General features: G+C 65.8%; 27 protein-coding genes and 1 tRNA gene. 12 read left to right on the forward strand and 16 right to left on the reverse strand.

What is annotated here, in order from left to right; genetic code table 11:
• The first annotated feature begins 253 nt into the window (after nucleotides 1–253).
• The 3 genes from C8J44_RS03615 to C8J44_RS03625 all read left to right on the forward strand — a co-directional run bounded on the left by C8J44_RS03615 (nucleotide 254) and on the right by C8J44_RS03625 (nucleotide 2,675).
• Nucleotides 254–1,981: a M1 family metallopeptidase gene (locus C8J44_RS03615; protein WP_121903373.1), complete on the forward strand. Its 1,728-nt coding sequence runs from the start codon at nucleotides 254–256 to the stop codon at nucleotides 1,979–1,981.
• 113 nt (nucleotides 1,982–2,094) lie between these two features.
• A complete protein-coding gene (locus tag C8J44_RS03620) occupies nucleotides 2,095–2,292 on the forward strand; it encodes a hypothetical protein (protein WP_121903374.1) in 198 nt (65 codons plus the stop codon).
• Nucleotides 2,289–2,675 carry a cytochrome c family protein gene (locus C8J44_RS03625; RefSeq protein ID WP_121903375.1) on the forward strand — a complete coding sequence of 129 codons (387 nt, stop codon included), beginning with the start codon at nucleotides 2,289–2,291 and terminating at the stop codon, nucleotides 2,673–2,675. The genes C8J44_RS03620 and C8J44_RS03625 overlap by 4 nt, the downstream gene beginning before the upstream one ends.
• Nucleotides 2,676–2,677: 2 nt before the next feature.
• Here the strand turns inward: C8J44_RS03625 and C8J44_RS03630 are convergent, their stop codons facing one another.
• The 9 genes from C8J44_RS03630 to C8J44_RS03670 form a co-directional block, all read right to left on the reverse strand.
• The gene (locus C8J44_RS03630; protein ID WP_121903376.1) at nucleotides 2,678–3,802 is read right to left on the reverse strand and encodes a calcium:proton antiporter; all 1,125 of its coding nucleotides are present in this window, start codon (nucleotides 3,800–3,802) and stop codon (nucleotides 2,678–2,680) included.
• Nucleotides 3,803–4,007: 205 nt separating this feature from the next.
• The gene (locus C8J44_RS03635; protein ID WP_147453114.1) at nucleotides 4,008–4,331 is read right to left on the reverse strand and encodes a hypothetical protein; all 324 of its coding nucleotides are present in this window, start codon (nucleotides 4,329–4,331) and stop codon (nucleotides 4,008–4,010) included.
• Nucleotides 4,332–4,434: 103 nt separating this feature from the next.
• Entirely contained in the window at nucleotides 4,435–4,854 is a 420-nt protein-coding gene (locus C8J44_RS03640; protein ID WP_147453115.1) for a hypothetical protein, read from the reverse strand.
• Between the two features lie 4 nt (nucleotides 4,855–4,858).
• Nucleotides 4,859–5,356, reverse strand: a complete 498-nt coding sequence (locus C8J44_RS03645; protein ID WP_121885295.1) for a hypothetical protein — start codon at nucleotides 5,354–5,356, stop codon at nucleotides 4,859–4,861.
• Between the two features lie 152 nt (nucleotides 5,357–5,508).
• The gene (gene clpX / locus C8J44_RS03650) at nucleotides 5,509–6,774 is read right to left on the reverse strand and encodes an ATP-dependent Clp protease ATP-binding subunit ClpX (protein ID WP_056048170.1); all 1,266 of its coding nucleotides are present in this window, start codon (nucleotides 6,772–6,774) and stop codon (nucleotides 5,509–5,511) included.
• 123 nt (nucleotides 6,775–6,897) lie between these two features.
• Complete coding sequence (locus C8J44_RS03655; protein WP_056048165.1) at nucleotides 6,898–7,587, reverse strand: ATP-dependent Clp protease proteolytic subunit; 690 nt, start codon at nucleotides 7,585–7,587, stop codon at nucleotides 6,898–6,900.
• A gap of 213 nt (nucleotides 7,588–7,800) precedes the next feature.
• Complete coding sequence (locus C8J44_RS03660) at nucleotides 7,801–8,727, reverse strand: glycosyltransferase family 2 protein (RefSeq protein WP_060524405.1); 927 nt, start codon at nucleotides 8,725–8,727, stop codon at nucleotides 7,801–7,803.
• 268 nt (nucleotides 8,728–8,995) lie between these two features.
• Nucleotides 8,996–10,651 (reverse strand): trigger factor, encoded by a 1,656-nt coding sequence (gene tig, locus C8J44_RS03665; protein ID WP_121903379.1) that lies wholly within the window; start codon nucleotides 10,649–10,651, stop codon nucleotides 8,996–8,998.
• A gap of 68 nt (nucleotides 10,652–10,719) precedes the next feature.
• Nucleotides 10,720–10,804 (reverse strand) — tRNA-Leu (locus C8J44_RS03670).
• 121 nt (nucleotides 10,805–10,925) lie between these two features.
• Here C8J44_RS03670 and C8J44_RS18380 point away from each other — a divergent pair.
• Both C8J44_RS18380 and C8J44_RS03675 read left to right on the forward strand, forming a co-directional pair.
• Nucleotides 10,926–11,081 (forward strand): hypothetical protein, encoded by a 156-nt coding sequence (locus C8J44_RS18380; RefSeq protein WP_183128689.1) that lies wholly within the window; start codon nucleotides 10,926–10,928, stop codon nucleotides 11,079–11,081.
• A 2-nt stretch (nucleotides 11,082–11,083) separates the two neighbouring features.
• Nucleotides 11,084–11,302 carry a hypothetical protein gene (locus C8J44_RS03675; RefSeq protein ID WP_082444012.1) on the forward strand — a complete coding sequence of 73 codons (219 nt, stop codon included), beginning with the start codon at nucleotides 11,084–11,086 and terminating at the stop codon, nucleotides 11,300–11,302.
• Nucleotides 11,303–11,305: 3 nt separating this feature from the next.
• Here the strand turns inward: C8J44_RS03675 and C8J44_RS03680 are convergent, their stop codons facing one another.
• Entirely contained in the window at nucleotides 11,306–11,920 is a 615-nt protein-coding gene (locus C8J44_RS03680) for a hypothetical protein (RefSeq protein WP_060524399.1), read from the reverse strand.
• Between the two features lie 269 nt (nucleotides 11,921–12,189).
• Here C8J44_RS03680 and C8J44_RS03685 point away from each other — a divergent pair, with 269 nt between their 5' ends.
• A complete protein-coding gene (locus C8J44_RS03685; protein WP_259466692.1) occupies nucleotides 12,190–12,750 on the forward strand; it encodes a TIGR02281 family clan AA aspartic protease in 561 nt (186 codons plus the stop codon).
• 274 nt (nucleotides 12,751–13,024) lie between these two features.
• Here the strand turns inward: C8J44_RS03685 and gatB are convergent, their stop codons facing one another.
• The 3 genes from gatB to gatC all read right to left on the reverse strand — a co-directional run bounded on the left by gatB (nucleotide 13,025) and on the right by gatC (nucleotide 16,476).
• The gene (gene gatB / locus C8J44_RS03690) at nucleotides 13,025–14,512 is read right to left on the reverse strand and encodes an Asp-tRNA(Asn)/Glu-tRNA(Gln) amidotransferase subunit GatB (RefSeq protein WP_121903380.1); all 1,488 of its coding nucleotides are present in this window, start codon (nucleotides 14,510–14,512) and stop codon (nucleotides 13,025–13,027) included.
• A 177-nt stretch (nucleotides 14,513–14,689) separates the two neighbouring features.
• Nucleotides 14,690–16,174 carry an Asp-tRNA(Asn)/Glu-tRNA(Gln) amidotransferase subunit GatA gene (gene gatA / locus C8J44_RS03695; RefSeq protein WP_121903381.1) on the reverse strand — a complete coding sequence of 495 codons (1,485 nt, stop codon included), beginning with the start codon at nucleotides 16,172–16,174 and terminating at the stop codon, nucleotides 14,690–14,692.
• Nucleotides 16,174–16,476 (reverse strand): Asp-tRNA(Asn)/Glu-tRNA(Gln) amidotransferase subunit GatC, encoded by a 303-nt coding sequence (gene gatC / locus C8J44_RS03700; protein WP_056048145.1) that lies wholly within the window; start codon nucleotides 16,474–16,476, stop codon nucleotides 16,174–16,176. The genes gatA and gatC overlap by 1 nt, the downstream gene beginning before the upstream one ends.
• Before the next feature lie 142 nt (nucleotides 16,477–16,618).
• On the opposite strand from gatC, the gene C8J44_RS03705 reads away from it, so the two are divergent.
• From C8J44_RS03705 to C8J44_RS03720, 4 genes are read left to right on the forward strand one after another with little or no spacing between them, the layout of a single operon-like run.
• Complete coding sequence (locus tag C8J44_RS03705) at nucleotides 16,619–17,725, forward strand: DUF3089 domain-containing protein (protein ID WP_121903382.1); 1,107 nt, start codon at nucleotides 16,619–16,621, stop codon at nucleotides 17,723–17,725.
• Nucleotides 17,722–18,189, forward strand: coding sequence for a Holliday junction resolvase RuvX (ruvX, locus tag C8J44_RS03710; RefSeq protein WP_060524389.1), 468 nt, complete (start codon nucleotides 17,722–17,724; stop codon nucleotides 18,187–18,189). Before C8J44_RS03705 ends, ruvX begins: the two co-directional genes overlap by 4 nt.
• Before the next feature lie 50 nt (nucleotides 18,190–18,239).
• Nucleotides 18,240–19,226 (forward strand): aspartate carbamoyltransferase catalytic subunit, encoded by a 987-nt coding sequence (locus C8J44_RS03715; protein WP_121903383.1) that lies wholly within the window; start codon nucleotides 18,240–18,242, stop codon nucleotides 19,224–19,226.
• Nucleotides 19,223–20,443, forward strand: coding sequence for a dihydroorotase family protein (locus tag C8J44_RS03720; protein ID WP_121903384.1), 1,221 nt, complete (start codon nucleotides 19,223–19,225; stop codon nucleotides 20,441–20,443). The genes C8J44_RS03715 and C8J44_RS03720 overlap by 4 nt, the downstream gene beginning before the upstream one ends.
• 165 nt (nucleotides 20,444–20,608) lie before the next feature.
• On the opposite strand, the gene C8J44_RS03725 is transcribed toward C8J44_RS03720, so the two are convergent.
• From C8J44_RS03725 to C8J44_RS03735, 3 genes are read right to left on the reverse strand one after another with little or no spacing between them, the layout of a single operon-like run.
• Entirely contained in the window at nucleotides 20,609–21,961 is a 1,353-nt protein-coding gene (locus tag C8J44_RS03725) for an SPOR domain-containing protein (protein ID WP_121903385.1), read from the reverse strand.
• A 16-nt stretch (nucleotides 21,962–21,977) separates the two neighbouring features.
• Nucleotides 21,978–22,457 (reverse strand): hypothetical protein, encoded by a 480-nt coding sequence (locus C8J44_RS03730; RefSeq protein ID WP_121903386.1) that lies wholly within the window; start codon nucleotides 22,455–22,457, stop codon nucleotides 21,978–21,980.
• A 4-nt stretch (nucleotides 22,458–22,461) separates the two neighbouring features.
• Nucleotides 22,462–23,166: a ParA family protein gene (locus C8J44_RS03735; protein WP_056048126.1), complete on the reverse strand. Its 705-nt coding sequence runs from the start codon at nucleotides 23,164–23,166 to the stop codon at nucleotides 22,462–22,464.
• Between the two features lie 185 nt (nucleotides 23,167–23,351).
• On the opposite strand from C8J44_RS03735, the gene C8J44_RS03740 reads away from it, so the two are divergent.
• Complete coding sequence (locus C8J44_RS03740; protein WP_310886150.1) at nucleotides 23,352–24,425, forward strand: SPOR domain-containing protein; 1,074 nt, start codon at nucleotides 23,352–23,354, stop codon at nucleotides 24,423–24,425.
• A 145-nt stretch (nucleotides 24,426–24,570) separates the two neighbouring features.
• On the forward strand, nucleotides 24,571–25,053 hold the full coding sequence (locus tag C8J44_RS03745) for a hypothetical protein (protein ID WP_121903387.1): 483 nt from the start codon (nucleotides 24,571–24,573) through the stop codon (nucleotides 25,051–25,053).
• Nucleotides 25,054–25,058 lie beyond the last annotated feature (5 nt).

The raw sequence follows: 25,058 nt of genomic DNA on the forward strand, positions 1-25,058 counted from the left end.
GTACGATCCGGTCCGAAACGATGCCGCAAGGGCTCCGCCACCCCCCGCCCTTCGGCTGCGCTCAGGAGAGCCTTGTTCGGGGGTCCAGCGTTCGAATACCCCATCGTCATCCCCGCGAAGGCGGGGATCCATATCGTCGGGGGTCGGCGATCATGCTGCGGGGTTAGCCGGTATGGGTTCCCGCCTTCGCGGGAATGACGACGAATATAGGCTTATAGCTTGTATCGCCCCGACCTCCGCGCGAGAATACGCCATGAAATCAGGTCTTTTACTCGCCGTAAGCGCCGTAGCACTTCTCACCGCCGCCGCGCCGCTTCCGAAGAAGGGCGAACCCGCGATCACCGCGCAGACGCAGCGGTCTGGGGGCATACCGACACCCGAGCAGACCGCGCTACGGTTCGACAGCGCGGATCTGGCGTTCGAGGTGTTGCCCGAGACGGAGAGCCTGAATGGCGTCGCGACGTTAACCTTCACCGCGAAGGCCCCCCTCACCCGCCTGCCGATCGACCTCGACCGCAACCTGCCGGTCAGCGCGATCGCGATCGACGGCGTGCCGCTCGCCCCCTCGGCGTGGAGCAATCCCAAGGGTCGACTGACGATCACGCTGCCCAAGCCGGTCGCGGCGGGCGGCAAGGTGACCGCGAAGATAACTTTTGGCGGCACACCGCACGTCGCGGTGAAGGCGCCGTGGGACGACGGCATGGTCTGGTCGAAGACGCCCGATGGCCGGACGTGGTTCGCGACGACCGCGGAAGGCTATGGCTGCGACCTGTTCTGGCCGTGCCTCGATTTCCCGACCGGCGAGCCCGCGCTGGTGACGCTGCATATTACCGTGCCCAAGGGGCTGAAGGCGCCATCGAACGGCGTGCTGCTCGGCGTCGATACGCTGGCGGACGGGCGGACGACCTGGAACTGGCGGGCCAAGCATCCCAACACCTACGGCATCGCGCTGAACGTCGGGCCGTATGAGGAGATCAGCGGCGCGTACAAGAGCCGCTTCGGCAACAGCATCCCGATGTATTACTGGTACCTGCCGGGCGAGAAGGTGCAGGCAGAGAAGCTGTTCGCCGAGTTCGCGCCGACGCTCGATTTCTTCGAGAGCATGATCGGCCCCTACCCGTTCGGCGACGAGAAGCTCGGCGTGGTCGAGACGCCGCACAAGGGCATGGAGCACCAGACGATCAACGCGTACGGCAACGAATACGCCAAGGCGCCGGAGGGGTTCGACTGGCTGTTCCAGCACGAGTTCGCGCATGAGTGGTTCGGCAACCAGCTGACCGCCGCCAACTGGGACGATTACTGGCTGCACGAGGGCTATGGCACGTACATGCAGCCGCTCTATGGCCAGTGGCGCGAGGGGCGTGCGCGCTATGCGGCGATGATGCAGGGCGAGCGCACCTCGATCATGAACCTCAAGCCGATCACGCAGCAGCGCGTCACCACCGAGGAGGAGGTGTACGAACTCGACAAGGGCGGAGCGGGGCAGGACATCTACTACAAGGGATCGTGGATGCTCCACACGCTGCGCGCGCTGATCGGCGACAACGCGTTCTTCGACGTCACGCGGCTGGCGGTGTACGGGCGCGCCGATCCGAAGCCGGGCAATTTCGCGCCGCGGTTCGGGTCGACGAAGGAATATGAGGCGCTCGTGCGGAAGGTGACGGGGAAGGACTATGCGTGGTTCTTCGACGTGTATCTCCGGCAGGCGGCTTTGCCTGAACTGGTCGAGACGAGGACGGGGAATACGTTGGGCTTGGCCTGGAAAGTGCCGGGTAACGGCTCCTTCCCACTTCCGGTGCAGGTGCAGATCGACGGCAAGACGCGGACTTTGCCGATGACTGGGGGGAAGGCGAGCTTGTCGGTCCCGGCCGGCGCGCATGTTGTGATCGACCCAGATGCGCTGGTCTTGCGTCGGAGTATCGCACTGGAAGACGTGGCCACCTGGAAAGCCGCGCAAGCTGCGAAGGCCAAGCCCCAATGACCACTCCACCGTTCCCACGTGAAGGCGGGGCCCCAGGAATCACAGATGTCGCCCTACGTGACCCTGGGCTCCTGCGTTCGCAGGATAACATCTGGGCGTCTCGCGCGGCGGAGATGGCAGCGATCTTCATGGTCGGCGACGGCCTGATCGGCCTTCTCCAATCCCGCCGCCACGTCGATCTGTGGAAGGACGATGCGCTTGGCACCGAGAAGCTGGTGAAGCCCTTCGTCGACCGCTTAGGCCGCCGCCGCCTCTACGCCGTCGCGCAGATCGCCGCCGGCCTCGCCTTGGCCGCACGCCAGAAGCGATGACCCTGCCGCGGTGGCCCCTGCTGGCACTGGCGCTCGCCGGTTGCGGTTCGAGCCCCGACGCCGGCACGACCAGCCAGATCGCCAGCGGCGAACGCGTCTTCCGCCGCTGCACCGCCTGCCACACGATCGGCCAATATGCGGGTGATACCGATGGGCCGAACCTCTACGATGTCATGGGCAACCCGATCGGCGAGCGGCGCCCGCGTTTCTCCTACACCGCCGGGCTGAAGGCACTCGGCGGCAACTGGGATGCCAAGCGCATGGATGCTTGGCTCAGCAACCCGCGCAAGATGGTGCCCGGCACGACGATGGCATTCGCAGGCCTTCCCGCCCCCAAGGACCGTGCCGACGTCATCGCCTACCTATCGACGCAGGGCCCCTGAGCTTACGGCACCACCGTCGTGAACAGATAGGCGGCGAAGATCACGAGGTGGACGACGCCCTGCAACACCGTCGTCCGCCCGGTGCCGAGTGATAGCGTGGCGACGAACAGCGACAAGGCCAGCAGCGTCATGCTCTTCGCATCGATCCCAAGCGCAAGCGGCAGGTCGAGCACCAGCGACACGATCGCGACGCTCGGGATCGTCAGCCCGATCGTCGCCAGCGCGGAGCCGAGTGCGAGGTTGAGGCTGGTCTGCAACCGGTTGCGTCGCGCGGACTTGTAGGCAGCCAGGCTTTCCGGCGCGAGCACCAGCGCCGCGATGACGACACCAACCACCGTCAGCGGCAGGCCGGCACCGAGTACCGCGGCCTCGATCGTCGGCGACAGCGTCTTCGCGAGCAGCACCACCGAGACGAGCGCCACCAGCAGCGCGGCGAAGGCGATACCCGTTGCGCGGCCCGATGGCGGCGCGGCGTGGTCGTCCTTGTCGTCGGTCGACGGCAGGAAATAATCGCGGTGGCGCACTGTCTGCACCAGCACGAAGGTGCCGTAAAGGATCAGCGATACGACCGCTACGAAGATCAGCTGCGACGACGCGTAGGTCGGACCCTGTGTCGACGACGTATAGTTCGGCAGGATCAGCGACAGCACCGCCATCGCCGCAAGCACGCCGAGCGCTGCCGTCATGCCCTTCAGCGTGAAGCGTTGCTCATGATGCCGAACCGCGCCCGCGAGCAGGCAGATGCCGATGATGAAGTTGAGGATGATCATGATCGCCGCGAACACCGTGTCGCGCGCGAGCGTGGTGGCGTCGCCGGCGTTGGAGAGCATCAGCGAGACGATCAGCGAGACTTCGATCACGGTGACCGCGATCGCGAGGACGAGCGTGCCAAAGGGCTCGCCGACCTTGTGCGCGATCACTTCAGCGTGATGGACGGCCGCGAGGACGCTGCCGATCAACACGATCACAGCGGCGGCGGTGCCGAGCGTGCCCATCTTGGCAAGCCCGGCAAGGACGGCGAGCAGTCCCAAGCCCGGCGCGATCAGCGTCCAGATCGGGAGCGCCAGACGGTCCGGCATCGTCTCCACCACATCTTCGCTCGGTCGGTCGGCCACTTCGATCGTCATGCATGCTCCCTCGTTCCACTTAAATAACGAATGCGCGAGGGGCGCGATGGGTCCGCGTGACAGTGTTTCGTGCGCAGCAAGCTCGCCACAAGGTCGGCGCCAAAGGGCATTGAAGGTTGGTCGGCGTGTTTCATCCGGCCGAGGATATCCGGCTTTCTCATTCACCTTCGCCGGTCGACCCGGCCTTCGCCAGTCGCCCGTTCGTCTAACGGATCAACGCGTCCGGCAGAATCGGAAACACCTGATATACGGCCACCACCAAACCCAGCCATATTGCAGCCACGAACAGGCTCCCCGGCCAACCCGATGAAGGCAATTTCGTGCCAGCCTGCCCAAGCCAATAGTGTGCGCGTCGGCGACAAAGCCGTAGCAGGGCGCACCGGAGCAGCGACGACACCATCCAGTCAAACTCGCCCCAGCCCGCATCGGCCAAGATATGGATCGGCGCTCGCTGATAGAAGCTGAGTATCTGTGCTGCTACGCGCCGTATCGGATCGATCGCCCGGTCGCCGCCGAGCCTGAACAGCACGTAGTCGGAACCTGTTCTCGTCACGCGTTCGAGAGAGCCCGGCAACGTCGTACTACATGCCACCTGCTCAACTGATCGACCTTAGTCGTACGGGAGCGAAGGCTCACGGTCGTATGCGGAAGGCGAACACATCCGGATACAACCGCACTACGTAAGGGCCAATTCCGGCAGCGGCCAGCAGCAGCACCCCCACGATGACGAGCGACCAGACAGTTGTCGCATTACCGGTGGCGCCGGCTTCGACGACGTGTGCCGTCGCGACGGGTTCACCAGGTTGATACCGCACGGTCACTTGCTGACCTTTGTCCAGGCCCGCCTGCGTGTTCGCCGGAAAGGTGAAAGGCGATCCTCCGCGTGGTGCCACCGTCACGATCGCATGATGTGGCCCATCCGCCAGCGTCGTCACCACTCCAGGCGCCGTGATGGTCGCACGATCGACCGTGGGCGGGCTTGTCGCGATCTTGAACGCCGACACAAAGCAGACTGCCGCGAGACAGAGTATAAAGAAGAGGGTTACCCGCATCTGCTCACCCGATATATCCGAGATACCCCGTGCCGCCCGCAACCAGACCCCGCGTATCCCCCTGCCATCCGATCACAGCGCTGGGGTTCAGCGGACCGACCCCGCGTAGCGTGTCGATGATCAGCAAGGCCGGATTGGTCAGATCGATGAAGGCTTGTGGGTTCAATCCGCAAAGGAAGAAGCCGAAACTACGTCCCTTGATCGGCGATGAAATCCCGACGTCGCCCATGATGCACGGCCCGATGAAGTCTGCCCGGGTGAGTTCACGGTGAGCGGCAGCGGCGCCTTTCATGATAAAGCCATCATTCCAGAGCGAGGTGGGAGCGCCGCTGCCGTTGAAGGCCCGCCCGGACAGCCATCGACCGATCGTCCCACCCAATTTCGGTACTTTCAATCCCGGGGTGCTGAGCCCCGCACCGACACCGCCATAGTGGAACACCTGACGCTTGGCGTTCGGATCGAACAGCTTCAGGACGCCGCCGGAGACCGCGACGACATCCAAGCTTAATCCGCCGCCGCCCGAGGTCTCCCATCGCCAAGCCGATCGTCCTGATACGAAAAACATCGCTCCCCCAACACCTACCATGCGATACTATTCGACCTGTTGCGACATCCAATCCGCGCTGGCGCCCACTTCGTTAGCGTCGGGAGGGATCAGGCGGCGTCGCCGGTCTTCTTCTTCTCGGCATAGACGCGGATCGGTTCCTTGCGGCCTTCGATCACGTCCTTGTCGATCATCACCTCGTCGACACCGTCCATGCCGGGCAGGTCGAACATCGTGTCGAGCAGGATGCTCTCCAGGATCGAGCGCAACCCACGCGCGCCGGTCTTGCGTTCGATGCCCTTCTTGGCGACCGAGACCAGCGCGTCGTCGGTGAAGCCGAGCGCGACGTCCTCCATCTCGAACAGCTTCTGATACTGCTTGACCAGCGCGTTCTTCGGCTCCTTGAGGATCTTCACCAGCGCGTCGACGTCGAGATCCTCGAGCGTCGCGATCACCGGCAAACGACCGACGAACTCGGGGATCAGCCCGAACTTCAGCAGATCCTCGGGCTCGACCGACTTCAGCGTCTCGCCGGTCTTGCGCTCGTCCGGCCCGGCGACGTACGCGCCGAAACCGATCGACTTGCCCTGGAGACGATCGCCGATGATCTTCTCGAGACCCGAGAACGCACCGCCGCAGATGAACAGGATATTGGTCGTATCCACCTGCAGGAATTCCTGCTGCGGATGCTTACGGCCTCCCTGCGGCGGCACCGACGCGGTGGTGCCTTCCATCAGCTTGAGCAACGCCTGCTGCACGCCTTCGCCCGACACGTCGCGGGTGATCGAGGGGTTCTCGGCCTTGCGCGAAATCTTGTCGATCTCGTCGATATAGACGATCCCGCGCTGCGCCCGCTCGACGTTATAATCCGACGCCTGGAGCAGCTTTAGGATGATGTTCTCGACATCCTCGCCGACGTAACCCGCTTCGGTCAGCGTCGTCGCATCGGCCATCGTGAACGGCACGTCGAGGATGCGGGCGAGCGTCTGCGCAAGCAACGTCTTGCCGCAACCGGTCGGCCCGACGAGCAGGATGTTCGACTTGGACAGCTCGACATCGGCACCCTTGGCGCCGTGGTTGAGCCGCTTGTAGTGATTGTGCACCGCTACCGACAGCACGCGCTTGGCGCGCTTCTGGCCGATCACGTAATCGTCGAGGACGTCGCAGATCTCCTGCGGAGTCGGCACGCCGCCGTCCTTCTTAGATACCAGCGCAGACTTCGTCTCCTCACGGATGATGTCGTTGCATAGCTCGACGCACTCGTCGCAGATGAAGACCGTCGGCCCGGCGATCAACTTGCGGACCTCGTGCTGCGACTTCCCGCAGAACGAGCAATAGAGGGTGCTCTTCGAGTCGCCACCGCTCAGCTTCGTCATTCAATCACCTCTCGCGCATGTCGGTGCACGTGCCGTTTCCGGGGCCGCTACCGTAACGCACCCCGGAGTTCCTACAATCAAATAAACCGGCGGGGTTTACGATTCACCCCATGCCCGTCTCGTTCAAGCGGGTTTCGGGGCATCCTCGGATACCGCCGGACGCTTGTCGAATACCTCGTCGATCAAACCGAAATCCTTTGCCTCGTTCGCTTCGAGGAACGTATCGCGGTCCATCCGGCGTTCGATCTCTTCGATCGGCTGGCCGGTGTACTGCGAATACAGTTCGTTCATGCGCTTGCGGATGCGCAGGATCTCGCGCGCCTGGATTTCGATGTCGCTGGCCATGCCCTGTGCACCACCCGATGGCTGATGGATCATGATGCGCGCGTTGGTCATCGCGACGCGCATGCCGGGCTCGCCGCTCGCGAGCAGGAAGCTGCCCATCGACGCGGCCTGGCCGATGCAGACGGTGCCGACGCGCGGACGGATGTACCGCATCGTGTCGTGGATCGCCATGCCCGCCGTGACGACACCGCCCGGCGAGTTGATGTACATAAAGATGTCCTTCTTCGGGTTCTCGGACTCGAGGAAGAGCAGCTGTGCGGTGATCAGCGAGGCCATGCCGTCCTCGACTCCGCCGGTCACGAAGATGATGCGCTCGCGGAGCAGGCGCGAGAAGATGTCGAACGAACGTTCGCCGCGGTTCGACTGCTCGATGACGATGGGAACCAGGCCTGCTTGCGTCTGCTGCAGGCCGAGCCCGGCGCTGGCCAACGGGCTCGCGAAATCGCCGGTCTCGAACGGATTGTGCATGGAAATCTCTCTTATGCCCCAGTGAACCGCTAACATCGGCGGTCCGAGAGGGGAGTTCAAGCCCTGCTAAGCCCTCGCCCCCTCGGGGAGAGGGAGGGGCCCGCCCGCGCTTGCGGGTGGGAGGGTGAGGGGCGGTTGGGATCCGCCAACCGCCCCTCACCCTCCCGTCGCCAAAGCGGCTCCTCCTTCCCTCTCCCCGAAGGGGCGAGGGAGTCAGATGCCTGGGGCTGGGTATGCGAGGTAGGCTAGGCGGCGGACTTCTCGGCGGCCTCGGACGACCGTGTCCAGGATCAGGCCGGTGAACACGTTGAGCGCGGCGAAGATGCCGAGGCCGGTGATCAGGATCGCGGTCGGGAAGCGGGGGACCTGGTGGATCTCGATATAGGTCAGCACCAGCGGGATGCCGAGGATCAGCGCGAGCAGGCCGAACACGCTGCCGATCGCACCGAAGAACCAGAGCGGACGCTCGATCCGGTACAGCGTCATGATCGTGCGGAGGATGCGCCAGCCGTCGCCGTAGGTGCTGAGCTTCGATTCGGAGCCTTCGGGGCGCGCGTAATAGGGCGTCTCGACCTCGCCGATCGGCATCTTGAGTTCGAGCGCGTGGACGCTGATCTCGGTCTCGATCTCGAACCCGGCGGACAGCGACGGGAAGCTCTTCACGAACCGGCGCGAGAACACGCGGTAGCCCGAGAGGATGTCGGTGAAGCTGCGGCCGAACAGGCGCGCGAGCATGCCGGTGAGCAGCGCGTTGCCGAACCGATGCCCGCGGCGATAGCTTTCCTGGACCTGGCTGATGCGTGAGCCGACGACCATGTCGAGCTGCTCGTCGAGGACTCGAGCGACCAGATTCGGGGCGGAGGCAGCGTCGTAGGTCGCGTCGCCATCGGCCATCACGTAGATGTCGGCGTCGATATCGGCGAACATGCGGCGGACGACCGCGCCCTTGCCCTGGATCCGCTCGGTTCGGACCACGGCGCCGGCGGCGCGCGCGACCTCGATCGTGCGGTCGGCGCTGTTGTTGTCGTACACGTAGATGGTGGCGCCCGGCAGCGCATCGCGGAAACCCGCAATCGTCTGCGCGATCGCGGCGTCCTCGTTGTAGCACGGGAGCAGGACGGCGATTCTCGGTTCGGTCATGCCCTGCCCTCGCATTGAAACGCCACGATCGACGTACGGCGCCTTCAGGCTGAACACCTCGGGCACGGACGCCTCTTCACTTCCTTGTTCTCCCGCGAAGGCGGGAGCCCAGTCTGGGTCCCCGCCTTCGCGGGGAAACAATTTCTTACCGATTCCCATCCACCCGTCACCCCGGACCTGTTCCGGGGTCCGCCGTTCCGCATGCTCTTCGGGTTGAGAGTGTGGAACGGTGGATGCCGGAACGAGCCCGGCATGACGGAGGCGAAGCTTACGCCTCGGTCTTGGTCGGAGCCTTCTTAGCGCGCGGCTTCTTCGCCGGTGCGTCGGCAGCCTCGGTGCCCTCTGCGTTCTCGGCAGCAACCGGCGACGATTCCGTCACAGCGGTCTCCGCTTCGACAGGAGCCGCCTTCTTCTTGGCAGGCGCCTTCTTCGCAGGCTTGGCCTCGTCCGCTGCGTCCGAAGCCGGTGCCTCGTCCGTCACGGCGTCATCCGATGCAGCCTCGTCCGACGCTGGCTTGGCCTTCTTGGCAGCAGCCTTCTTCTTCGGCTTGTGGTTGTCGTGGTCATGCGTGTGCGTGCCGCTGGCGAAACCGTCCTCGCTCTCGATCGCTGCTTCCAGCTCCTCGCGCGTCGCTTCGCGGTCGGTGATCTCGGCCTTCTCGAACAGGAAATCGACGACCTTGTCCTCGTACAGCGGCGCGCGCAGCTGGGCGGCCGCCATCGGCTCCTGCTGGACGTACTGCATGAACTGCTGGCGCTGCTCGGCGGGATACTGCTGCGCCGCCTGTGCGAGCAGACGCTGCATTTCCTGGTTCGAAACCTCGACGCCGTTCGCCTGACCGATCTCGGACAGGAGCAGGCCCAGACGCACGCGACGCTCGGCGATCTTGCGGTAATCGTCGCGCTCGCCTTCCATCTCGGCCATCGCAGCCTCGGGATCGGCCTCATGCGTGGCTTCGTGCTGGAGCTGCGACCAGATCTGGTTGAACTCCGCTTCGACCATCGACGGCGGCACTTCGAAGTCATGACCCTCGGCAAGCTGGTCGAGCAGCTTGCGCTTCATGTGCGTACGCGTGAGACCGTTATGCTCCTGCTCGATCTGCCCCTTCAACAGCCCCGTGAGCTGCTCCAGGCTCTCGAGACCGAGCGACTTCGCCAGGTCCTCGTCAATCTTGCTCTCGCCCGCGGTCTTCACCGACTTGACGGTGATGTCGAACGTCGCCGGCTGCCCTGCAAGCGACTTTTCCTGATACTCCTCGGGGAAGGTCACGTTCAGGACCTTGTCGTCGCCGGACTTCACACCGACGAGCTGATCCTCGAAGCCCGGGATGAGACGACCCGAACCGAGCTCGACGCCCATGTCGGTGCCGGTGCCGCCCTCGAACGCAACGCCGTCCGCGGTCTTGCCGACGAAATCGACGGTAACGAGATCGCCCATCTTGGCGACGTAATCGTCAGCTGCGTCGTCCCACTTCTTCTGCTGGTCGGCGAACTTCTGGAGCTGCTCAGTGACCGCGTCGTCGGAGACGGGCACGGTCAGGCGCTCGAGCTTGATGCCGTCGATCGCGGGTGCGGGAACCTGCGGGAGGACCTCCATCTCGACCTTGACCACGGCGTCCTTGCCGAGGTCATAGCCGTCTTCCAGCTCGACCGAAGGCTGCATCGCGGGGCGAAGCTGCTTCTCGGCGAGGAGCGTCTGGACGCTCTCCTGGATCGCCGCGTTCAGCGCGTCCTGCGTCAGCGCCGGGCCGTGCATCTTGCGGATGAGGTTCGCCGGCACCTTGCCCGGACGGAAGCCCGGCATCTTCATCTGCGGCGCGAGGCGCTTCAGCTCGACATCGACCTTGGCATCGATATCCTTCGCGGTGATGGTGAGCGTAAAGGCGCGCTTGAGGCCCTCGTTCAACGTCTCGACAGTCTGCATGTCCGGCCTTTGTCTAAAAGAGCATTCAGGATAATTCTTCGGGCGGTCGCCTCGCCTGCGCGGCGGGCTGGTGCGGGCGAAGGGACTCGAACCCCCACATCTTGCGATACTTGGACCTAAACCAAGCGCGTCTACCAGTTCCGCCACGCCCGCACAGGACATCGCCGTAGCGGGCGCGTCTATACCAACGATGCATGCGGGGGCAAGCACATAGGCAACTCCCAACGCAACCGCGCTCGATTACAGGCGTTGAACACCCAGAAGGAGAGACATCATGGCTACTCAACCCCCGGCAGAATTCCCGACCCCGACGTCGCCCGTCGAGCCGACCGCGCCGCCGCCCGAGTTCAATCCGCCGGCGCCCGACATCGACGTGCCTGTGCCAGGAACGCCGTCGAACGATCCCGCACCCGTCCAGCCGGAGTTTTGAGCGTGAGCGATCCGCATTCCGGCACCAATCCCGAAACGCTCCCCGAGGATCGTGACGAGGATACCCGCAGCGACATCGAACAGGCAGTGGAGTCGCGCTCCGACGCGGTCGAGCGCGGCGAAGGCGGCGACGAGCCCGAGACGTTCACCGACAGCGGCCTGCCCGACGGCGTCGGTGGCACCGGGGGCGTCGTGAAGAACCAGGACAACGACGCGCAGTAAGCGTCATGAGGTCGGTAGATGGTGGTCGGTGCGATACGCATCGACCGCCATTAACAGGCCGGCAATTTCCGCCGTCGAAAGCAGAAAAGCGCGTTCTCCGCCGTTTTGCGCCATGATCTTGAATGGCAATGACGTGATCCCGTCGCCTGCGTACAATTTGGCATTGGCGCTGAGCAACGCCGCCGCGATCGCAAACCCGACGGTCTCGGACCTCAGGCAGGCAAACCCCCTCGGGCAAGATGCTTTCAAGCGCGCAATCCGTTGCGTCGCTATCGTGCGCGGCCCGGCGGGCGTTGCATAATTGGCCGTATCCCAGTTCGCCCAACCATAGTCGCGGTACCGTATCCTGACATAGGCCTGATACGCAGTCCGGCCCGTCTTCTTGTCGATAAAAGCGCGAAGAAATACGTCATCGAGCGCCGGCCTCAGCAGCGGCTTTCGATCGACGAACCCGTTCGCGGTGGTGATCGTCGCGACCGTGTCCAGATCATCGTCATGAAGCGTCGTTCGGGCCTGGAATTGCGCCGGCGTCATCGCCGCAAGCCGCCGCTCGCCGCTGGACCTGCTTGATGCGGCCGATGCCTGACCGATGGCGAGCGTCAGGATCGCGATTGTCATTGTCCATCTGATCGCCATCTGCCGCCCCCGGGTCGCAGTGAAGCGCGTTCGACGGACACGCGCAATCCGCAGGAACGGCAATCCGGCCGGTTTCGGATCGGTCCCTTTCGCGAGCGCCTTTTACCCACGCGTCGGTCAGCACCGATACAGGTTGCCGCGCCTACGCTAAGATACTGCCAGCACCTCTATTTCAGGACCCGTCGATCTTCACGCTGCCCAACCCCGGCCAACCGCACACGCTGTATGTCGCACTCGGTATCGCCGTCGTCGTGCTCGTCGTCGCGCAGCGCATCCCGATCGTGCGGACGCTGGTGAATATCGGCATGACGCTCGTGTTGGTCGGCCTGTTGTTCGTCGCGGTCGACCAGCAGCGCCAGTTCGACCCGTATGTCGGCAAGATCGCCCGGTTCCTGAAGATCGAGGACCAGCAGGTGGTCGGCGGCGAGGTCCGTATCCGGATGTCGCCGGATGGCCATTTCTGGGCGCGCGCGACGATCGACGGTGTCAGCCAACGGCTGCTGATCGACAGCGGGGCCACGATCACGGCGATTTCGGAAAAGACGGCGGAGAAAGCTGGTGTTGAGGCGCGGGTTGGCGTGGTGCCGATCGTTTTGCAGACCGCCAACGGCTCGATCGCGGCGACGACGGGGAAGATCGCGAGTTTGCGTCTCGGCGCGATCGTCGCGCGGAACTTGCAGGTGGTGGTGTCGCCCGCGTTCGGCGAGACCAACGTGCTGGGGATGAACTTCCTGTCGCGCCTCGCGTCGTGGCGGGTAGAGGAGAACACGCTAATCCTCGTGCCGCATCATCCGCAGAAGGTCGACGGGTAAGGCCGCGTCCGTATACAACCACCCCGGCGAAGGCCGGGGCCCAATTGGAAAGGTTGCAGTAACGAAGCGCTGCCCACCGTTATCACCGTCCCCCAATTGGGCCCCGGCCTTCGCCGGGGTGGTGCCTGTCGAGGGCGGGCGGACTACACTTCTGCTAGTGCCCTCGCGAACGCGGGGGCCCAGGAATCAAGCAGCGCTGCATTCGGTTACCCTAGACTCCCGCCATCGCGGGAGAACGGAAAGGGCGGGAGAGAGAGCAAAGAAGTCGGTAGCTTTACGAGGCCATCGACTCCCCCAGCATCCCCTTCAGAACCTCGTTCACGACAGCAGGGTTAGCCTTCCCCCCCATCGCCTTCATCGTCTGGCCCACGAAGAACCCGAACAGCTTGTCCTTACCGCCGCGGTAATCAGCGACCTTGTCCGCGTTCGCCGCCATCACCTCGGCGATCACAGCCTCGATCGCGCCGGTATCGCTGGTCTGCTTCAACCCGCGGTCCTCGACGACCTTCGCCGCGCCGTCGCCGGTCTCGAGCATCACCTCGAACACCTGCTTGGCGAGACTCCCCGACAGCGTGCCGTCCGCGATCAGCCCCAGCAATTCCGCAGCCTGCGCCGGCGACACCGGCGAGTTCTCGATGTCCTTGCCAGTCCGGTTCAACGCGCCGAACAGCTCGGACGTCGTCCAGTTCGCCGCCGCCGCCGGCTTCACGCCCGCGTCGAGCAACGCATCGAACCACCGCGCCGCCTCGACCTCGGCGGTCAGCACCGTCGCCTGATACGCGGTGATCCCGAGCGCCTCATACCGCGCGCGCTTCGCATCCGGCAGCTCGGGCAACGAAGCCCGACACTCGGCCAGGAACGCGTCATCGAGCACCAGCGGCAACAGATCGGGATCGGGGAAGTAGCGGTAATCATGCGCATCTTCCTTCGACCGCATCGACCGCGTCTCGTTGCGATCGGGATCGTAGAGCCGCGTCTCCTGCTGGATCTTGCCGCCGGCTTCGAGCACCTCGACCTGACGCCTGGCCTCCTGCTCGACCACCGCCATCACGAAGCGCACCGAATTGACGTTCTTCGTCTCGGTCCGCGTGCCCAGCTCGTCGCCGGGCTTGCGCACGCTGACGTTGACGTCGGCGCGCATCGAGCCTTCTTCCATGTTGCCGTCGCACGACCCGACATAGCGCAGGATCGATCGCAGCTTCCGCAGGTAAGCCCCTGTTTCCGCTGGAGATGCGAGATCGGGCTTCGACACGATCTCCATCAGCGCGACGCCCGACCGGTTGAGATCGACATACGACTGAGTTGGGTGCTGGTCGTGCATCAGCTTGCCCGCATCCTGCTCGACATGGATGCGCTCGACGCCGATCCGCTTGCCCGCGGCATCGGGGTTCTTCTCGTCGAGGCTGATGTCGATCGCGCCTTCACCGACGATCGGATGATAAAGCTGGCTGATCTGATAGCCCTGCGGCAGATCGGCGTAGAAATAGTTCTTCCGGTCGAACCGCGACCACTTATTGATCTGCGCCTCGATCGCCATGCCGGTGCGGACCGCCTGGCGGATGCACTCGCGGTTCGGCACCGGCAGCATTCCCGGCATCGCCGCATCGACGAGCGACACCTGCGTGTTGGGCTCCGCGCCGAACGCGGTCGCCGCGCCCGAGAAGAGCTTGGCGTTCGACGTCACCTGCGCGTGCACTTCGAGGCCGACCACGACCTCCCACTCGCCGGTTTCGCCCTGGATACGATAGTTCGATTCAGTCATTGTCTTTCAACCTACCGCTTGAGCGCCGGAACAAGCTGAGCTTTTTCTCAGCTGCTGCCTTGACCGGCCGCTCGATCTTTACTCTTCGCCGGGCAGGCATGTCATCTTCTCGACCCGGAACAAAGCCGGGCAATAATCGGAACAAGTCCCCAATCGCGCCCAGCCAGTCCAGTAGATTTACCACCAAACATCCGGCCTGGCGACGAACCCCGCTCGCTGTTCGATCGCGAGCCCTGCGTTCAGCACGCCTTGCTCGTCGAGCGGCTTGCCGATGATCTGAAGCCCGAGCGGCAGACCCTGCTTGTCGAGACCACCGGGCACCGACATCGCCGGCAGGCCTGCGAGGCTCGACGGCACGGTGAAGACGTCGTTCAGATACATCGCGATCGGATCGGCCGACTTCTCGCCGAGCGCGAACGCCGCCGACGGTGCGGTCGGGGTGAGGAGGACGTCGCACGTCTCCCAAGCCCGTTCGAAATCGCGCGCGATCAGCGTCCGGACCTTCTGCGCCTGCGTATAATACGCGTCGTAGAAACCGGCTGACAGCACGTACGTGCCGATCATGATGCGGCGCTTCACCTCGGGGCCGAAGCCATCGGCGCGGGTCGCAGCGTACATGTCCTGCAAACCGGCGCCGGTCGGCAGGTCGCGGATCCCGTAACGCACGCCATCATAGCGCGCGAGGTTCGACGAGGCTTCGGCGGGCGCGATGATGTAATAGGCGGGGAGCGCGTATTTGGTGTGCGGGAGCGAGACCTCGACGATCGTCGCGCCGGCATCCTTCAGCCAATCGATGCCCTGCTGCCAGAGCGCTTCGATCTCCTCGGGCATCCCGTCGACGCGATATTCCCTGGGAATACCGACGCGCAGGCCATTGAGATTGACCGACAAACCCGCTTCCCACTTCGGCACGTCGAGCTGCAACGAGGTGCCGTCCTTCGCATCGAACCCGGCCATCGCCTCGAGCAGGATCGCACAGTCGCGAACGTCGCGCGCCATCGGCCCGGCCTGGTCGAGCGACGAGGCGAACGCGATCGTCCCCCAGCGCGAACAGCGGCCATAGGTCGGCTTGATGCCGCTGATACCGGTGAAGGCGGCGGGCTGGCGGATCGACCCACCCGTGTCCGTGCCGGTCGCACCTGGGCAGAGCCGTGCGGCCACTGCCGACGAAGAACCGCCCGACGAGCCGCCGGGTGCCAGCGACGCGTTACCGCCGTCGTTGCGCTTCCACGGCGAGATCACATTGCCGAACGCGCTGGTCTCGTTCGACGACCCCATCGCGAATTGGTCCATGTTCAGCTTGCCGAGCATCCCCGCGCCCGCATCCCACAAATTCTGCGAGACGGTCGATTCGTAGGTCGGCTTGAAGCCTTCGAGGATATGGCTCGCGGCGGTCGTCGTGACGCCACGCGTGCAGAACAGGTCCTTCATGCCGATCGGCACGCCGGCCAGCGGCTTGAGCGTCTCGCCGGCTGCGCGCGCGGTATCGGCGGCGGTTGCGGCGGCGATCGCGTGGTCTGGCGTCTCGACAAGAAACGCGTTCAACGCCTTGGCCTGGCTCACCTTTACGATGAACGCATCGGCGACTTCGCGTGCCTTGAAGCTGCCGTCGCGGACACCATCGCGGATGCCTGCGATCCCGAGATCTGTGAGGTCGGTCATTATTCGATCACCTTCGGCACGGCAAAGAAACCATGCTCTGCCACCGGGGCATTGGCCAAAACCTGCTCGCGGATGCCGCCGCCGGTCAGCGGGTCGGCGTTGACGACGTCGTCGCGCAGCCGCAACGTATTGGGGATGACGGCGGTCATCGGCTCGATACCGGTCGTGTCGACCTCTTCGAGCATCTCGATCCAGCCAAGGATGTTTCCGAGTTCCGGCGCCATGCGGGCGGCGTCCTCGTCGGTGATCGCGATGCGCGCAAGGCTCGCGATCCGCTTCACGGTTGCAGTATCTACGGACATGCCGTGCGGCTAGCACCGGGCGCGCAGGCGGCGCAACACCCTTCGTGTTCCCCCGCGGAGGCGGGGGAACACGAAGCTGCGCGATTGCAACGGCGGCGCGCATACGGCACGGGAGCCGGACCGCCTGCACGGAAGGTCCCGCTTGGCCCGCAAGTTTCTCTATTTCGTCGCCGCGATGATCGTCCTCGCGATCGCCGCGCTGCTCGCCTACCGCCTGTTCGGCACGCAGTTGATGCGCGCGGTGATGGTCCCAAGCGAGACGTTCCAGGCCCAACGCGAAGCCCCGCGCAACATCTACGCGCGAAAGATCATGTGGCTCGCCCGCCCCGATGCGCCCGGCAATCCCGCGCTCTGGACGCCGCCCGGCTACACGCCCGGTGAACGCGGCACGGGCGCGGCGATCTTCTTCATCCACCCGACGTCGTACATCAACCGCGACCACTGGAACGCACCGATCGACGATCCAGAGACCAACGCGCGAGCGGAACTGTTCCTTCGTGGCCAAGCGAGTGCGTTCAACGAGGCCGGCGACATATGGGCGCCGCGGTATCGCCAGGCGACGTTCGGCGCATTCCTGACCAGCGTCGCGGACAGCGAACGCGCGCTGGCACTCGCCTATGGCGACGTCTCCGCCGCATTCGACCGTTTCCTCAAGGAAGCCGGCCCAACCCGCCCGATCATCCTCGCCGGGCATAGCCAGGGCGCATTGCATCTCACCCGACTGCTCCGCGACCGAATCGCCACCGACCCGAAGCTGAAGGCACGGATCGTCGCAGCCTATGTCGTCGGCTGGCCCGTCTCGCGCACAACCGACCTGCCGCGCATGGGCCTCCCCGAATGTCGCGCCGCCGATCAGACCAACTGCATCCTGTCGTGGGAAAGTTTCGCCGAGCCCGCCGATCCCTCCCTGATCGTCGACGCGTACGACCAGACCACAGGCTTCAACGGCCAGCCGCGCAAAGGCACGCCGATGGTGTGCACCAACCCGCTGACCGGGATGCCGTACACCGCCGCGCCCGCCATTGCCAACCTGGGCACGCTCGTCCCCTCGGCCGACCTGACGACCGCGACGATCGCGATCGGCAGCGTGCCCGCACGCTGCGCCGACCGCGGCTTCCTGCTAATCGGTGAGGGCCCGAACCTCGGGCCGTACGTGCTGCCCGGCAACAATTACCACGTCTACGACTACAGCCTGTTCTGGGCGAACATCCGCGCCGACGCCAACCGCCGCCTGAAGGCTTTCAAATGATCACGCTCTCCGCCGCGCAGTTCCGCGACGCGCTCCCGAACGGCGGCCGGCTGATCGGTCTCGACGTCGGCACCAAGACGATCGGCACCGCGCTCTGCGACGCCGGCTGGTCGTTCGCGAGCCCCGCGCTCCTGATTCGCCGCACCAAGTTCCAGAAGGACAAGGCCGCACTCGCCGAGATCATCAAGGCGCAGGCGGTCGTCGGGCTCGTCATCGGCCTGCCGATCAATCTCGACGGCAGTGAGAGCCCGCGCTCGCAATCGACGCGCGCGTTCGCGCAGAACCTCAAGGACATGGGCCTCCCGATCCTGCTCCAGGACGAGCGCTGGTCGACCGTCGCCGTCACCCGCACGCTGATCGAACAGGACGCCAGCCGCGCCAAACGCGCCGAACTCGTCGACAAGATGGCCGCCGCCTATATCCTCCAAGGCGCGATCGACGCGCTGGTCACGGCGCAGATCTAACGCGCGCACCACTTGCCCCCTGCCCCTGCGGCCACTATCCCGCAGCTTTAATGCGAACCTCAGATCACCGCCCCGCCGCCCTCATCGAAGGCGGCGCCGTCTTCCCGCACCGGCATCTCACCGGCATCGACGGGCTCCAGCCACACGAGATCGCGTTCCTGCTCGACGAGGCGGAAACGTGGGTGAGCGCAAACCGCAGCCATGCGACACCCGACAAACGCCTCGCAGGCCTGACGCAGATCAACGCCTTCTTCGAGAACTCGACCCGCACGCTTCTGTCGTTCGAGATCGCCGGCAAGCGGCTCGGCGCGGACGTGGTCAACATGCACGCCGCGCAGTCGAGTGTGAAGAAGGGCGAGACGCTGATCGATACGGCGATGACGCTCAACGCGATGCGCGCCGACGTGATCGTCATCCGGCATATGTCGAGCGGCGCGGTGCGGTTGATTGCGGACAAGGTCGACTGTCCGGTCCTGAACGCCGGCGACGGGCGCCACGAGCATCCCACGCAGGCGCTGCTCGACGCGCTGACGATCCGCCGACGGAAGGGCTCGATCGCCGGGCAGCGCGTCGTGATCTGCGGCGATCTGCTGCACAGCCGGGTCGCGCGGTCGAACATCCTGGCGCTCACCGCACTTGCCGCGGAGGTCCGGGTCTGTGCGCCGTCCACGCTGATGCCGCCGATGATCGAGCGGATGGGCGTCACCGCTTTCACCGATTTCGACAATGCGCTGGAGGGTGCGGACGTGGTGATGATGCTGCGGCTCCAGAACGAGCGGATGGATGGCGCCTACGTCCCCTCCACGCGCGAATATCGGCTGCGCTACGGCCTGACGCTCGACCGGTTGGCAAAGGCGGCACCCGATGCGCTGGTGATGCATCCCGGCCCGATGAACCGCGGCGTTGAGATCGATTCCGCGGTGGCCGATCACGCGCGCTCGGCGATCACCGAACAGGTTGAGATGGGGGTCGCCGTCCGTATGGCCTGCCTCGACGTGCTGACCAGACGAGCACGCGGCGTGGAGGGTTGGGCATGATCCTCGCGCTCACCAACGCAACCCTCGCCTGCCCTGCCGGCGGCGTGACGAAGGGCAATCTGCTGGTCCGAGACGGCGTGATCGTCGCGACCGGGATCGTCGACATTCCCGCCGATGCGGACGTCGTCGACTGCGCCGGCAAGACCGTTGCGCCTGGGATCGTCGATCTCGGCGTCGCGAAGGTCGACCGTGCTGCGTTCCGCGCGGGCGGGATCGTGCGGATCGGCTTGATGCCGGACCAATCGCCCGTGCTAGACGACCCCGGTATCGTCCAGCGTGCCGCGCTGATCGGCAAGCCTGACCTCTGGATTCACCCGATCGCGGCGGCAACGCGCGGCCTCGAAGGCCACGACCTCGCCGAAATGGCGATCTGCCTGTCGGCTGGCGCGAAGGCGGTCGGCACGGGGAAGCACTGGATCGCCGACAGCGGCGTGATGCGGCGCGTGCTCGCCTATGCGCGCGATCTCGACGTGACGGTGATCGCGCATGCCGAGGATGGCGGCCTGACCGCCGGCGCAGTTGCGACCGAGGGCGAGACGGCGACCCGGCTCGGCCTCCCCGCCGCGCCGGCTGTGGCCGAGGCGCTGGCGATCGCGCGCGACCTGATGCTCGCCGAGGATACCGGTGCGCGGATCCACATCCGGCAGGTCACGACCGCCGCCGGGTTCGATCTGATCCGTGCGGCGAAGCGTCGCGGCGTTGCCGTCACGTGCGGGATCACGCCGGCGCATCTGCACCTGTCGGAGATCGCGGTCAGCGATTTCCGGTCGTTTGCGCTGCTCTCGCCACCGTTGCGCGCGGAGAGTGACCGGCGTGCGGCGCTGGCGGCGATCGCGGACGGGACGATCGACGTGCTGTGCTCGGGGCACGAACCGCGCGGACCGGAGGAAAAGCGGCTGCCGTTCAGCGATTCGAGCAGCGGGATGGCGGGCGCGGAGACGTTGCTGCCGCTCGCGCTGATGCTCGTGCGTGACGAGCATCTGACGCTGGAACGGCTGTTCGCGCTGCTGGCGCGCAACCCGGCGCGGGTGCTGGGGCTCGATACGGGGACGCTGGAGGTAGGGAAGCCTGCCGACCTGATGCTGTTCGACGGACAGGCGCCGTGGCAGATCGTCGGGGAGGCGTTCAAGGCCGAGGCGGGGAACACGCCGTTCGATGGGCTGCCGGTGCAGGGCCGCGTGTTGCGATTGTGGAAGGGCGGTCGCGAAGTTCGGTGAGGCGCGGGCCTGCCGCCCGACCGCTAAATGCACCACCCCGGCGAAGGCCGGGGCCCAGTTGGAAAGGTCTTCGTAAGGGAGCGCCGCCCTCACTTAGCGACGTTCCCCAACTGGGCCCCGGCCTTCGCCGGGGTGGCGGTTACCACGGGCGGAAAGTCTGCCCCTTTATCGCGACGCCAGCTGCATCCCCGGTTTCCGCAGCCATTGCGCCATCGTATCGCCCGCGCCCATCCGGACGAAGCACGCGCCGCCCTTGGCGCGGTACTGGCGACACATCGAATCCGCCGCAGACCGGCTGAGCCCACCGACCGACAGCCGGTAGAAATCCTCGCCATCCGCTTTGAAATTCATCCCGTTCGGCGTGTAGCCCGCGAGCACCGCGAACCGCTTGGCGGCACGACCCCACGCATCGCGCGCGACGCCCGCGCTGTCGAACGCCCCCAGCTGCACGTACCAATGGCCGGCGGCTGGCGCCTTCACCTGATAGGCCGCGCTCGCCATGCCGCGTCCCGATCGAGCAGGCATTGCGGCGAGCTTGGTCGGACCGCCAGCCGGACGGAGCATCATCGCCGGCAGGGCCTGCACGAATTCCTGCCGTGGCCCGAACGACACCTTCGAGAAACCCGCGACAGGCGCGGCGGTCGATACGGCAGCAACCTCGACCGGAGCCTCCACCGCCACCGGATCGGCCGCCGCGAGCGCCTGCTCGGATGCTCCCGGCAGCGCTGGCAGCATTGGCGCAGGTACGTTCAGCGCCAGCGCGACTGGCTGGCCGCCATCCGCCGCCGCCCGCACGCCAAGCAGGCTCGCGACCTGATCCGATGCCTTGGCGGGCTGTGCGAAGGTCGCCCATTGCTCAAGCCGCGCATCGACATCAGCCGGCGCCATGTCCGCCGCCGCGACGACGCGCGCCGATTGCCATTGCCCCGCCAGCGCGAGGCTCAGCCCGAGATTTTGGCGGACCTTGGCGCTTGTCTGCGGTGACCGCGCGACTTCGGTCAGGACAGCGATCCCGCCCGCCGTGTCGCCGGCCAGCGACATCGCCAGCCCGCGGTCGCTTGCCGGGATGATCGCTGCATTGCTGTCCAGCGTGCGCCGGGCCGCCTGCCAATCGCCCGTCGCGATCTGCGACAAGGCGAGGTTCAGCGCGGCCTTTCCGTTGGCGGGCGACAGCTGAAGCGTGTCGGCGAAGGCGTGGCCCGCAGAGGTGAAACGGCCCGCCTGGAGATAGCTCTGCCCCAGCAGCATCCGGTAGGCGGCCGATTGCGGCATCAGCGCCACCGCGTGTTCGGCATAGCCGACCGCAGCCGGTCCGTTACGGCTCGCCAAGGCGGTCTGCGCCCTGCCCGCGTCACCCGCGGCACCGTTTGCAGCGCCCTTTGCCGCCGCCTTCGCCGCCAGCGCGGCGCTGCGATCGCCGGCCGATGCCACGCCGCCGCCATTGGCCGCACAGCCTACCATCGTTCCGCCGAGCAGCAGAGCGGAGACGCCGCTAAGAAATAGTGCACGCGTGTTCATCGGGAAAATCCCTGTTTTAACGTTTGCGGGGCTTTGCCCGCGGCAGTTGCGCGACGAGCGCATCGACTTCGGGCAGGCGGCGCAGGAATTCGTCGAGCGCCTGGATGACCAGCTGCTGCGAAGAGGTTTTGGTGACGGCGCTCGCCAGCCTGAGTTTCAGGTGCCGATCGGCATCGAGCCGCAACGTGAACGCCGCCTTCGTAACTCTGGTCTTTGCAGCGGCCTCGCGGCCGATCCGCGATGCGGCCGCAAGCGATACCGGTGTCACGGCGACCGTGCGCTGTTCGAGTTCGGTCGCGAGCGCGTCGCGTTCGATCAACACGGACGGCATCCCGTCGCGGTCCGGCCCTTCGCCCAGGTCGTTCCAGCCGAGATCCTCGCCGACATCGGCCGGTGCTGCGCCGGTCACATCCTGAGGCCGCATGGCCGGCCGCGCGGTACCCTTGCGCGCGAGCAGCGAGGGGGACAGCGATGCCATCGGTTTGGGCTGGGTCATCGCGTCACCCGACGATCCGACGGCCGAAGCCCCCGGCGGCGGGGCGGATTGCCGCGGCGGCCGGCACGGCGAAGACGGTGCGTCTGAAATTCTTCTCGAGCCGGTCGCAGACATAGGTCCACAACGCTTCGATCTCGGCGGTCGAGCGGCTCTTCGCGTCGACCTCCATGACCGTTCGGCCATCGATCATCGACGCCGCGAAATCGGTGCGCTGGTGGATGACGACCGGAGCGACCGTGCCATGCTGCGACAGCGCCAAGGTGGCGTCGGCGGTAATCCGCGCCTTGGGCGTGGCGGCGTTGACGACGAAGATCAGCGGCTTGCCGGCGCGGGCGCACATGTCGACGGTGGCGCCGACCGCACGGAGATCGTGCGGGCTCGGGCGGGTCGGCACGACGATCAGTTCGGCGACCTGGATGACGCTCTGGATCGCCATCGTTATCGCCGGCGGGGTGTCGATCATCGCCAGCTTGAAGCCTTGTTGGCGGAGAATCTCGAGATCGGCGGCGAGGCGCGCGACGGTTGTCTGCGCGAAGGCGGGCTCGTCCGCGACGCGCTCGTTCCACCAGTCGGACAGCGACGCTTGCGGATCGATGTCGATAAGGACGACGGGACCGTGTCCGGCACGCTCGGCCTGGACCGCGAGATGGCCCGTCAAGGTCGTCTTCCCCGATCCCCCTTTCTGCGATGCGAACGCTAGAACGCGCATAGTCCCCGAACCCCTTTTGTCGACCGGGGGAATGCCATGCGCGGGCATAAGAATAGGTTAACGCGACGTCATAATGGGTGCATTTAGGAGTCGAAATGGATGCGATCGGGGCAGAATTCCTGCCCCGCCTTCCCTTGCCGGACGAACGGCGGCATGGTGGTGCGATATTGACACGAGGTAGACCGATGAAGGCTGGGCACGGACGTTTCTGGGGTGCTGTGGTGCTGAGCAGCATGCTGGCGACGGGGGGCATGCTGGCGGCGGATCGCGTTTCGGCCGCGCCGTCCGGCACCGACGTCAAGTCCGGGGTCGACGCCTGGGCGAAGGGCGACTTCCCCCGCGCGGTCGGCGTCTGGCGTCCGCTCGCGATCGCCGGCGACGCCGATGCGCAGTTCAATCTCGCGCAGGCGTACAAGCTCGGCCGCGGCGTACCGCTCGACCTGACGCTGGCCGAAAGCTGGTTCCGCAAGGCGGCGATGCAGGGGCATCTCCAGGCCGAGGATAACTACGGTCTGGCGCTGTTCCAGTCGGGCAAGAAGACCGAGGCGCTGCCGTGGCTTGAGAAATCGGCGGCGCGCGGCGAACCCAGGACGCAGCTCGTGCTGGGGACGATGCTGTTCAACGGCGACGGCGTGACGCGGGATTATCCGCGCGCCTATGCCTTGATGAGCCGCGCTTCGGCATCGGGGCTCCAGTCAGCCTCGCAGACGCTGACGCAGATGGACCAGTATATCTCGCCGGCGGACCGCGAAAAGGGCACCGCGCTGGCGCAGCATTATGCGTTGCAGGCGCAGGCGTCGCCGCCTTCGACGACGCCGCGATCGACGGTCGGCGTGGCCACCGTGCCTGCATCGCGTCCCGCCGACATGCCGCGGCCCGCGAACCTTCCCGCCAGTTCGTTGCCGGCGCGTGTGCCTGCTCCGGTTCGCGAGCCCGCCGCGCTATCGCCCGCAAAGCCGTCGAAGGCGGAGGTGGCCAAATCGGAAGCTGCAAAGCGGAGCGCGGCCAAATCTGCCGCCCCCAAGCCAGCCGTGGTTCGCGCGACCGGAAACTGGCGGGTCCAGCTCGGCGCGTTCCGCGATCAGGCCAACGCGGAAACGCTGTGGAACCAGGTCCGTGGCAAGCTTCGCGGGGCACAGCCCTTCTACGCCAAGGCGGGCGGCGTGACGCGGCTCCAGGCCGGCGGCTTCGCATCGAAGGCGGATGCGACGCGCGCCTGCTCGGCGGCGGGTGTGCCCTGCGTGATCGTCGCGCCCTGAAGCTCCACGGCGGTGGCGCGGAGTGCCGCGGCTCGACCGCCAGATTGCGCCGCCCCGCCGTATTCGCAGAGGAGCGATGCCTTGCGGCAGGGATCAAATAGCCGGACCGGTCGTTTCGTTTCGACATCGACCGGGAGCTAGATGAATGATTTCGAAGACCTTGGCGCTGGCACTTGCCGGCGCAACGCTGTTGGCCGCGTGTTCTGGCGAGCAGCCTGCGACTACCAATACCGACGCGATGGTGGATAACGGCGTATCGCTGCGTAACCTTGCCGAGACCGAGGTGGCGGTACCCAAGCCCGAGCAGCTGACGGTCAAGGGCCGGCTGATCCCTACCCCCTCCGATCCGACGTCGCGCCACTTCCTGTTGCGCGAGCGCAAGGCCGTAGGCGGAACGATCATCGCGATCCTGCGCCAGGAGCATGACGGCAAGGTCGCCTATGCGCGCACCGAGACCGATTGTGGCAAGCGGCTGTTCCATGTGCTGGGCGTTGGGCCGAACCGGGCGCTGGTCGAAACCAACGTAGCGCATGACGGCCCGCTACGACCGATCAAGGGCCTGCCGTTGCGGGAAGAGCTTGCGACGTACGTCTGCGAAGCGAGTGGCACGCCGCTGGCGAAGGGGTGAACGAC

Source organism: Sphingomonas sp. PP-CE-3A-406 (assembly GCF_003688625.1).
Taxonomy (GTDB): Bacteria; Pseudomonadota; Alphaproteobacteria; order Sphingomonadales; family Sphingomonadaceae; genus Sphingomonas.

Bases quoted from the DNA above. Each gene is read 5' to 3' on its own strand.
- C8J44_RS03615 (WP_121903373.1), top strand. From the start codon at position 254: ATGAAATCAGGTCTTTTACTCGCCGTAAGCGCCGTAGCACTTCTCACC.
- C8J44_RS03620 (WP_121903374.1), top strand. From the start codon at position 2,095: ATGGCAGCGATCTTCATGGTCGGCGACGGCCTGATCGGCCTTCTCCAA.
- C8J44_RS03625 (WP_121903375.1), top strand. From the start codon at position 2,289: ATGACCCTGCCGCGGTGGCCCCTGCTGGCACTGGCGCTCGCCGGTTGC.
- C8J44_RS03630 (WP_121903376.1), bottom strand. From the start codon at position 3,802: ATGACGATCGAAGTGGCCGACCGACCGAGCGAAGATGTGGTGGAGACG.
- C8J44_RS03640 (WP_147453115.1), bottom strand. From the start codon at position 4,854: ATGCGGGTAACCCTCTTCTTTATACTCTGTCTCGCGGCAGTCTGCTTT.
- clpX (WP_056048170.1), bottom strand. From the start codon at position 6,774: ATGACGAAGCTGAGCGGTGGCGACTCGAAGAGCACCCTCTATTGCTCG.
- C8J44_RS03655 (WP_056048165.1), bottom strand. From the start codon at position 7,587: ATGCACAATCCGTTCGAGACCGGCGATTTCGCGAGCCCGTTGGCCAGC.
- C8J44_RS03660 (WP_060524405.1), bottom strand. From the start codon at position 8,727: ATGACCGAACCGAGAATCGCCGTCCTGCTCCCGTGCTACAACGAGGAC.
- tig (WP_121903379.1), bottom strand. From the start codon at position 10,651: ATGCAGACTGTCGAGACGTTGAACGAGGGCCTCAAGCGCGCCTTTACG.
- C8J44_RS18380 (WP_183128689.1), top strand. From the start codon at position 10,926: ATGGCTACTCAACCCCCGGCAGAATTCCCGACCCCGACGTCGCCCGTC.
- C8J44_RS03680 (WP_060524399.1), bottom strand. From the start codon at position 11,920: ATGACAATCGCGATCCTGACGCTCGCCATCGGTCAGGCATCGGCCGCA.
- gatB (WP_121903380.1), bottom strand. From the start codon at position 14,512: ATGACTGAATCGAACTATCGTATCCAGGGCGAAACCGGCGAGTGGGAG.
- gatA (WP_121903381.1), bottom strand. From the start codon at position 16,174: ATGACCGACCTCACAGATCTCGGGATCGCAGGCATCCGCGATGGTGTC.
- gatC (WP_056048145.1), bottom strand. From the start codon at position 16,476: ATGTCCGTAGATACTGCAACCGTGAAGCGGATCGCGAGCCTTGCGCGC.
- ruvX (WP_060524389.1), top strand. From the start codon at position 17,722: ATGATCACGCTCTCCGCCGCGCAGTTCCGCGACGCGCTCCCGAACGGC.
- C8J44_RS03715 (WP_121903383.1), top strand. From the start codon at position 18,240: ATGCGAACCTCAGATCACCGCCCCGCCGCCCTCATCGAAGGCGGCGCC.
- C8J44_RS03720 (WP_121903384.1), top strand. From the start codon at position 19,223: ATGATCCTCGCGCTCACCAACGCAACCCTCGCCTGCCCTGCCGGCGGC.
- C8J44_RS03725 (WP_121903385.1), bottom strand. From the start codon at position 21,961: ATGAACACGCGTGCACTATTTCTTAGCGGCGTCTCCGCTCTGCTGCTC.
- C8J44_RS03730 (WP_121903386.1), bottom strand. From the start codon at position 22,457: ATGACCCAGCCCAAACCGATGGCATCGCTGTCCCCCTCGCTGCTCGCG.
- C8J44_RS03735 (WP_056048126.1), bottom strand. From the start codon at position 23,166: ATGCGCGTTCTAGCGTTCGCATCGCAGAAAGGGGGATCGGGGAAGACG.
- C8J44_RS03740 (WP_310886150.1), top strand. From the start codon at position 23,352: ATGAAGGCTGGGCACGGACGTTTCTGGGGTGCTGTGGTGCTGAGCAGC.
- C8J44_RS03745 (WP_121903387.1), top strand. From the start codon at position 24,571: ATGATTTCGAAGACCTTGGCGCTGGCACTTGCCGGCGCAACGCTGTTG.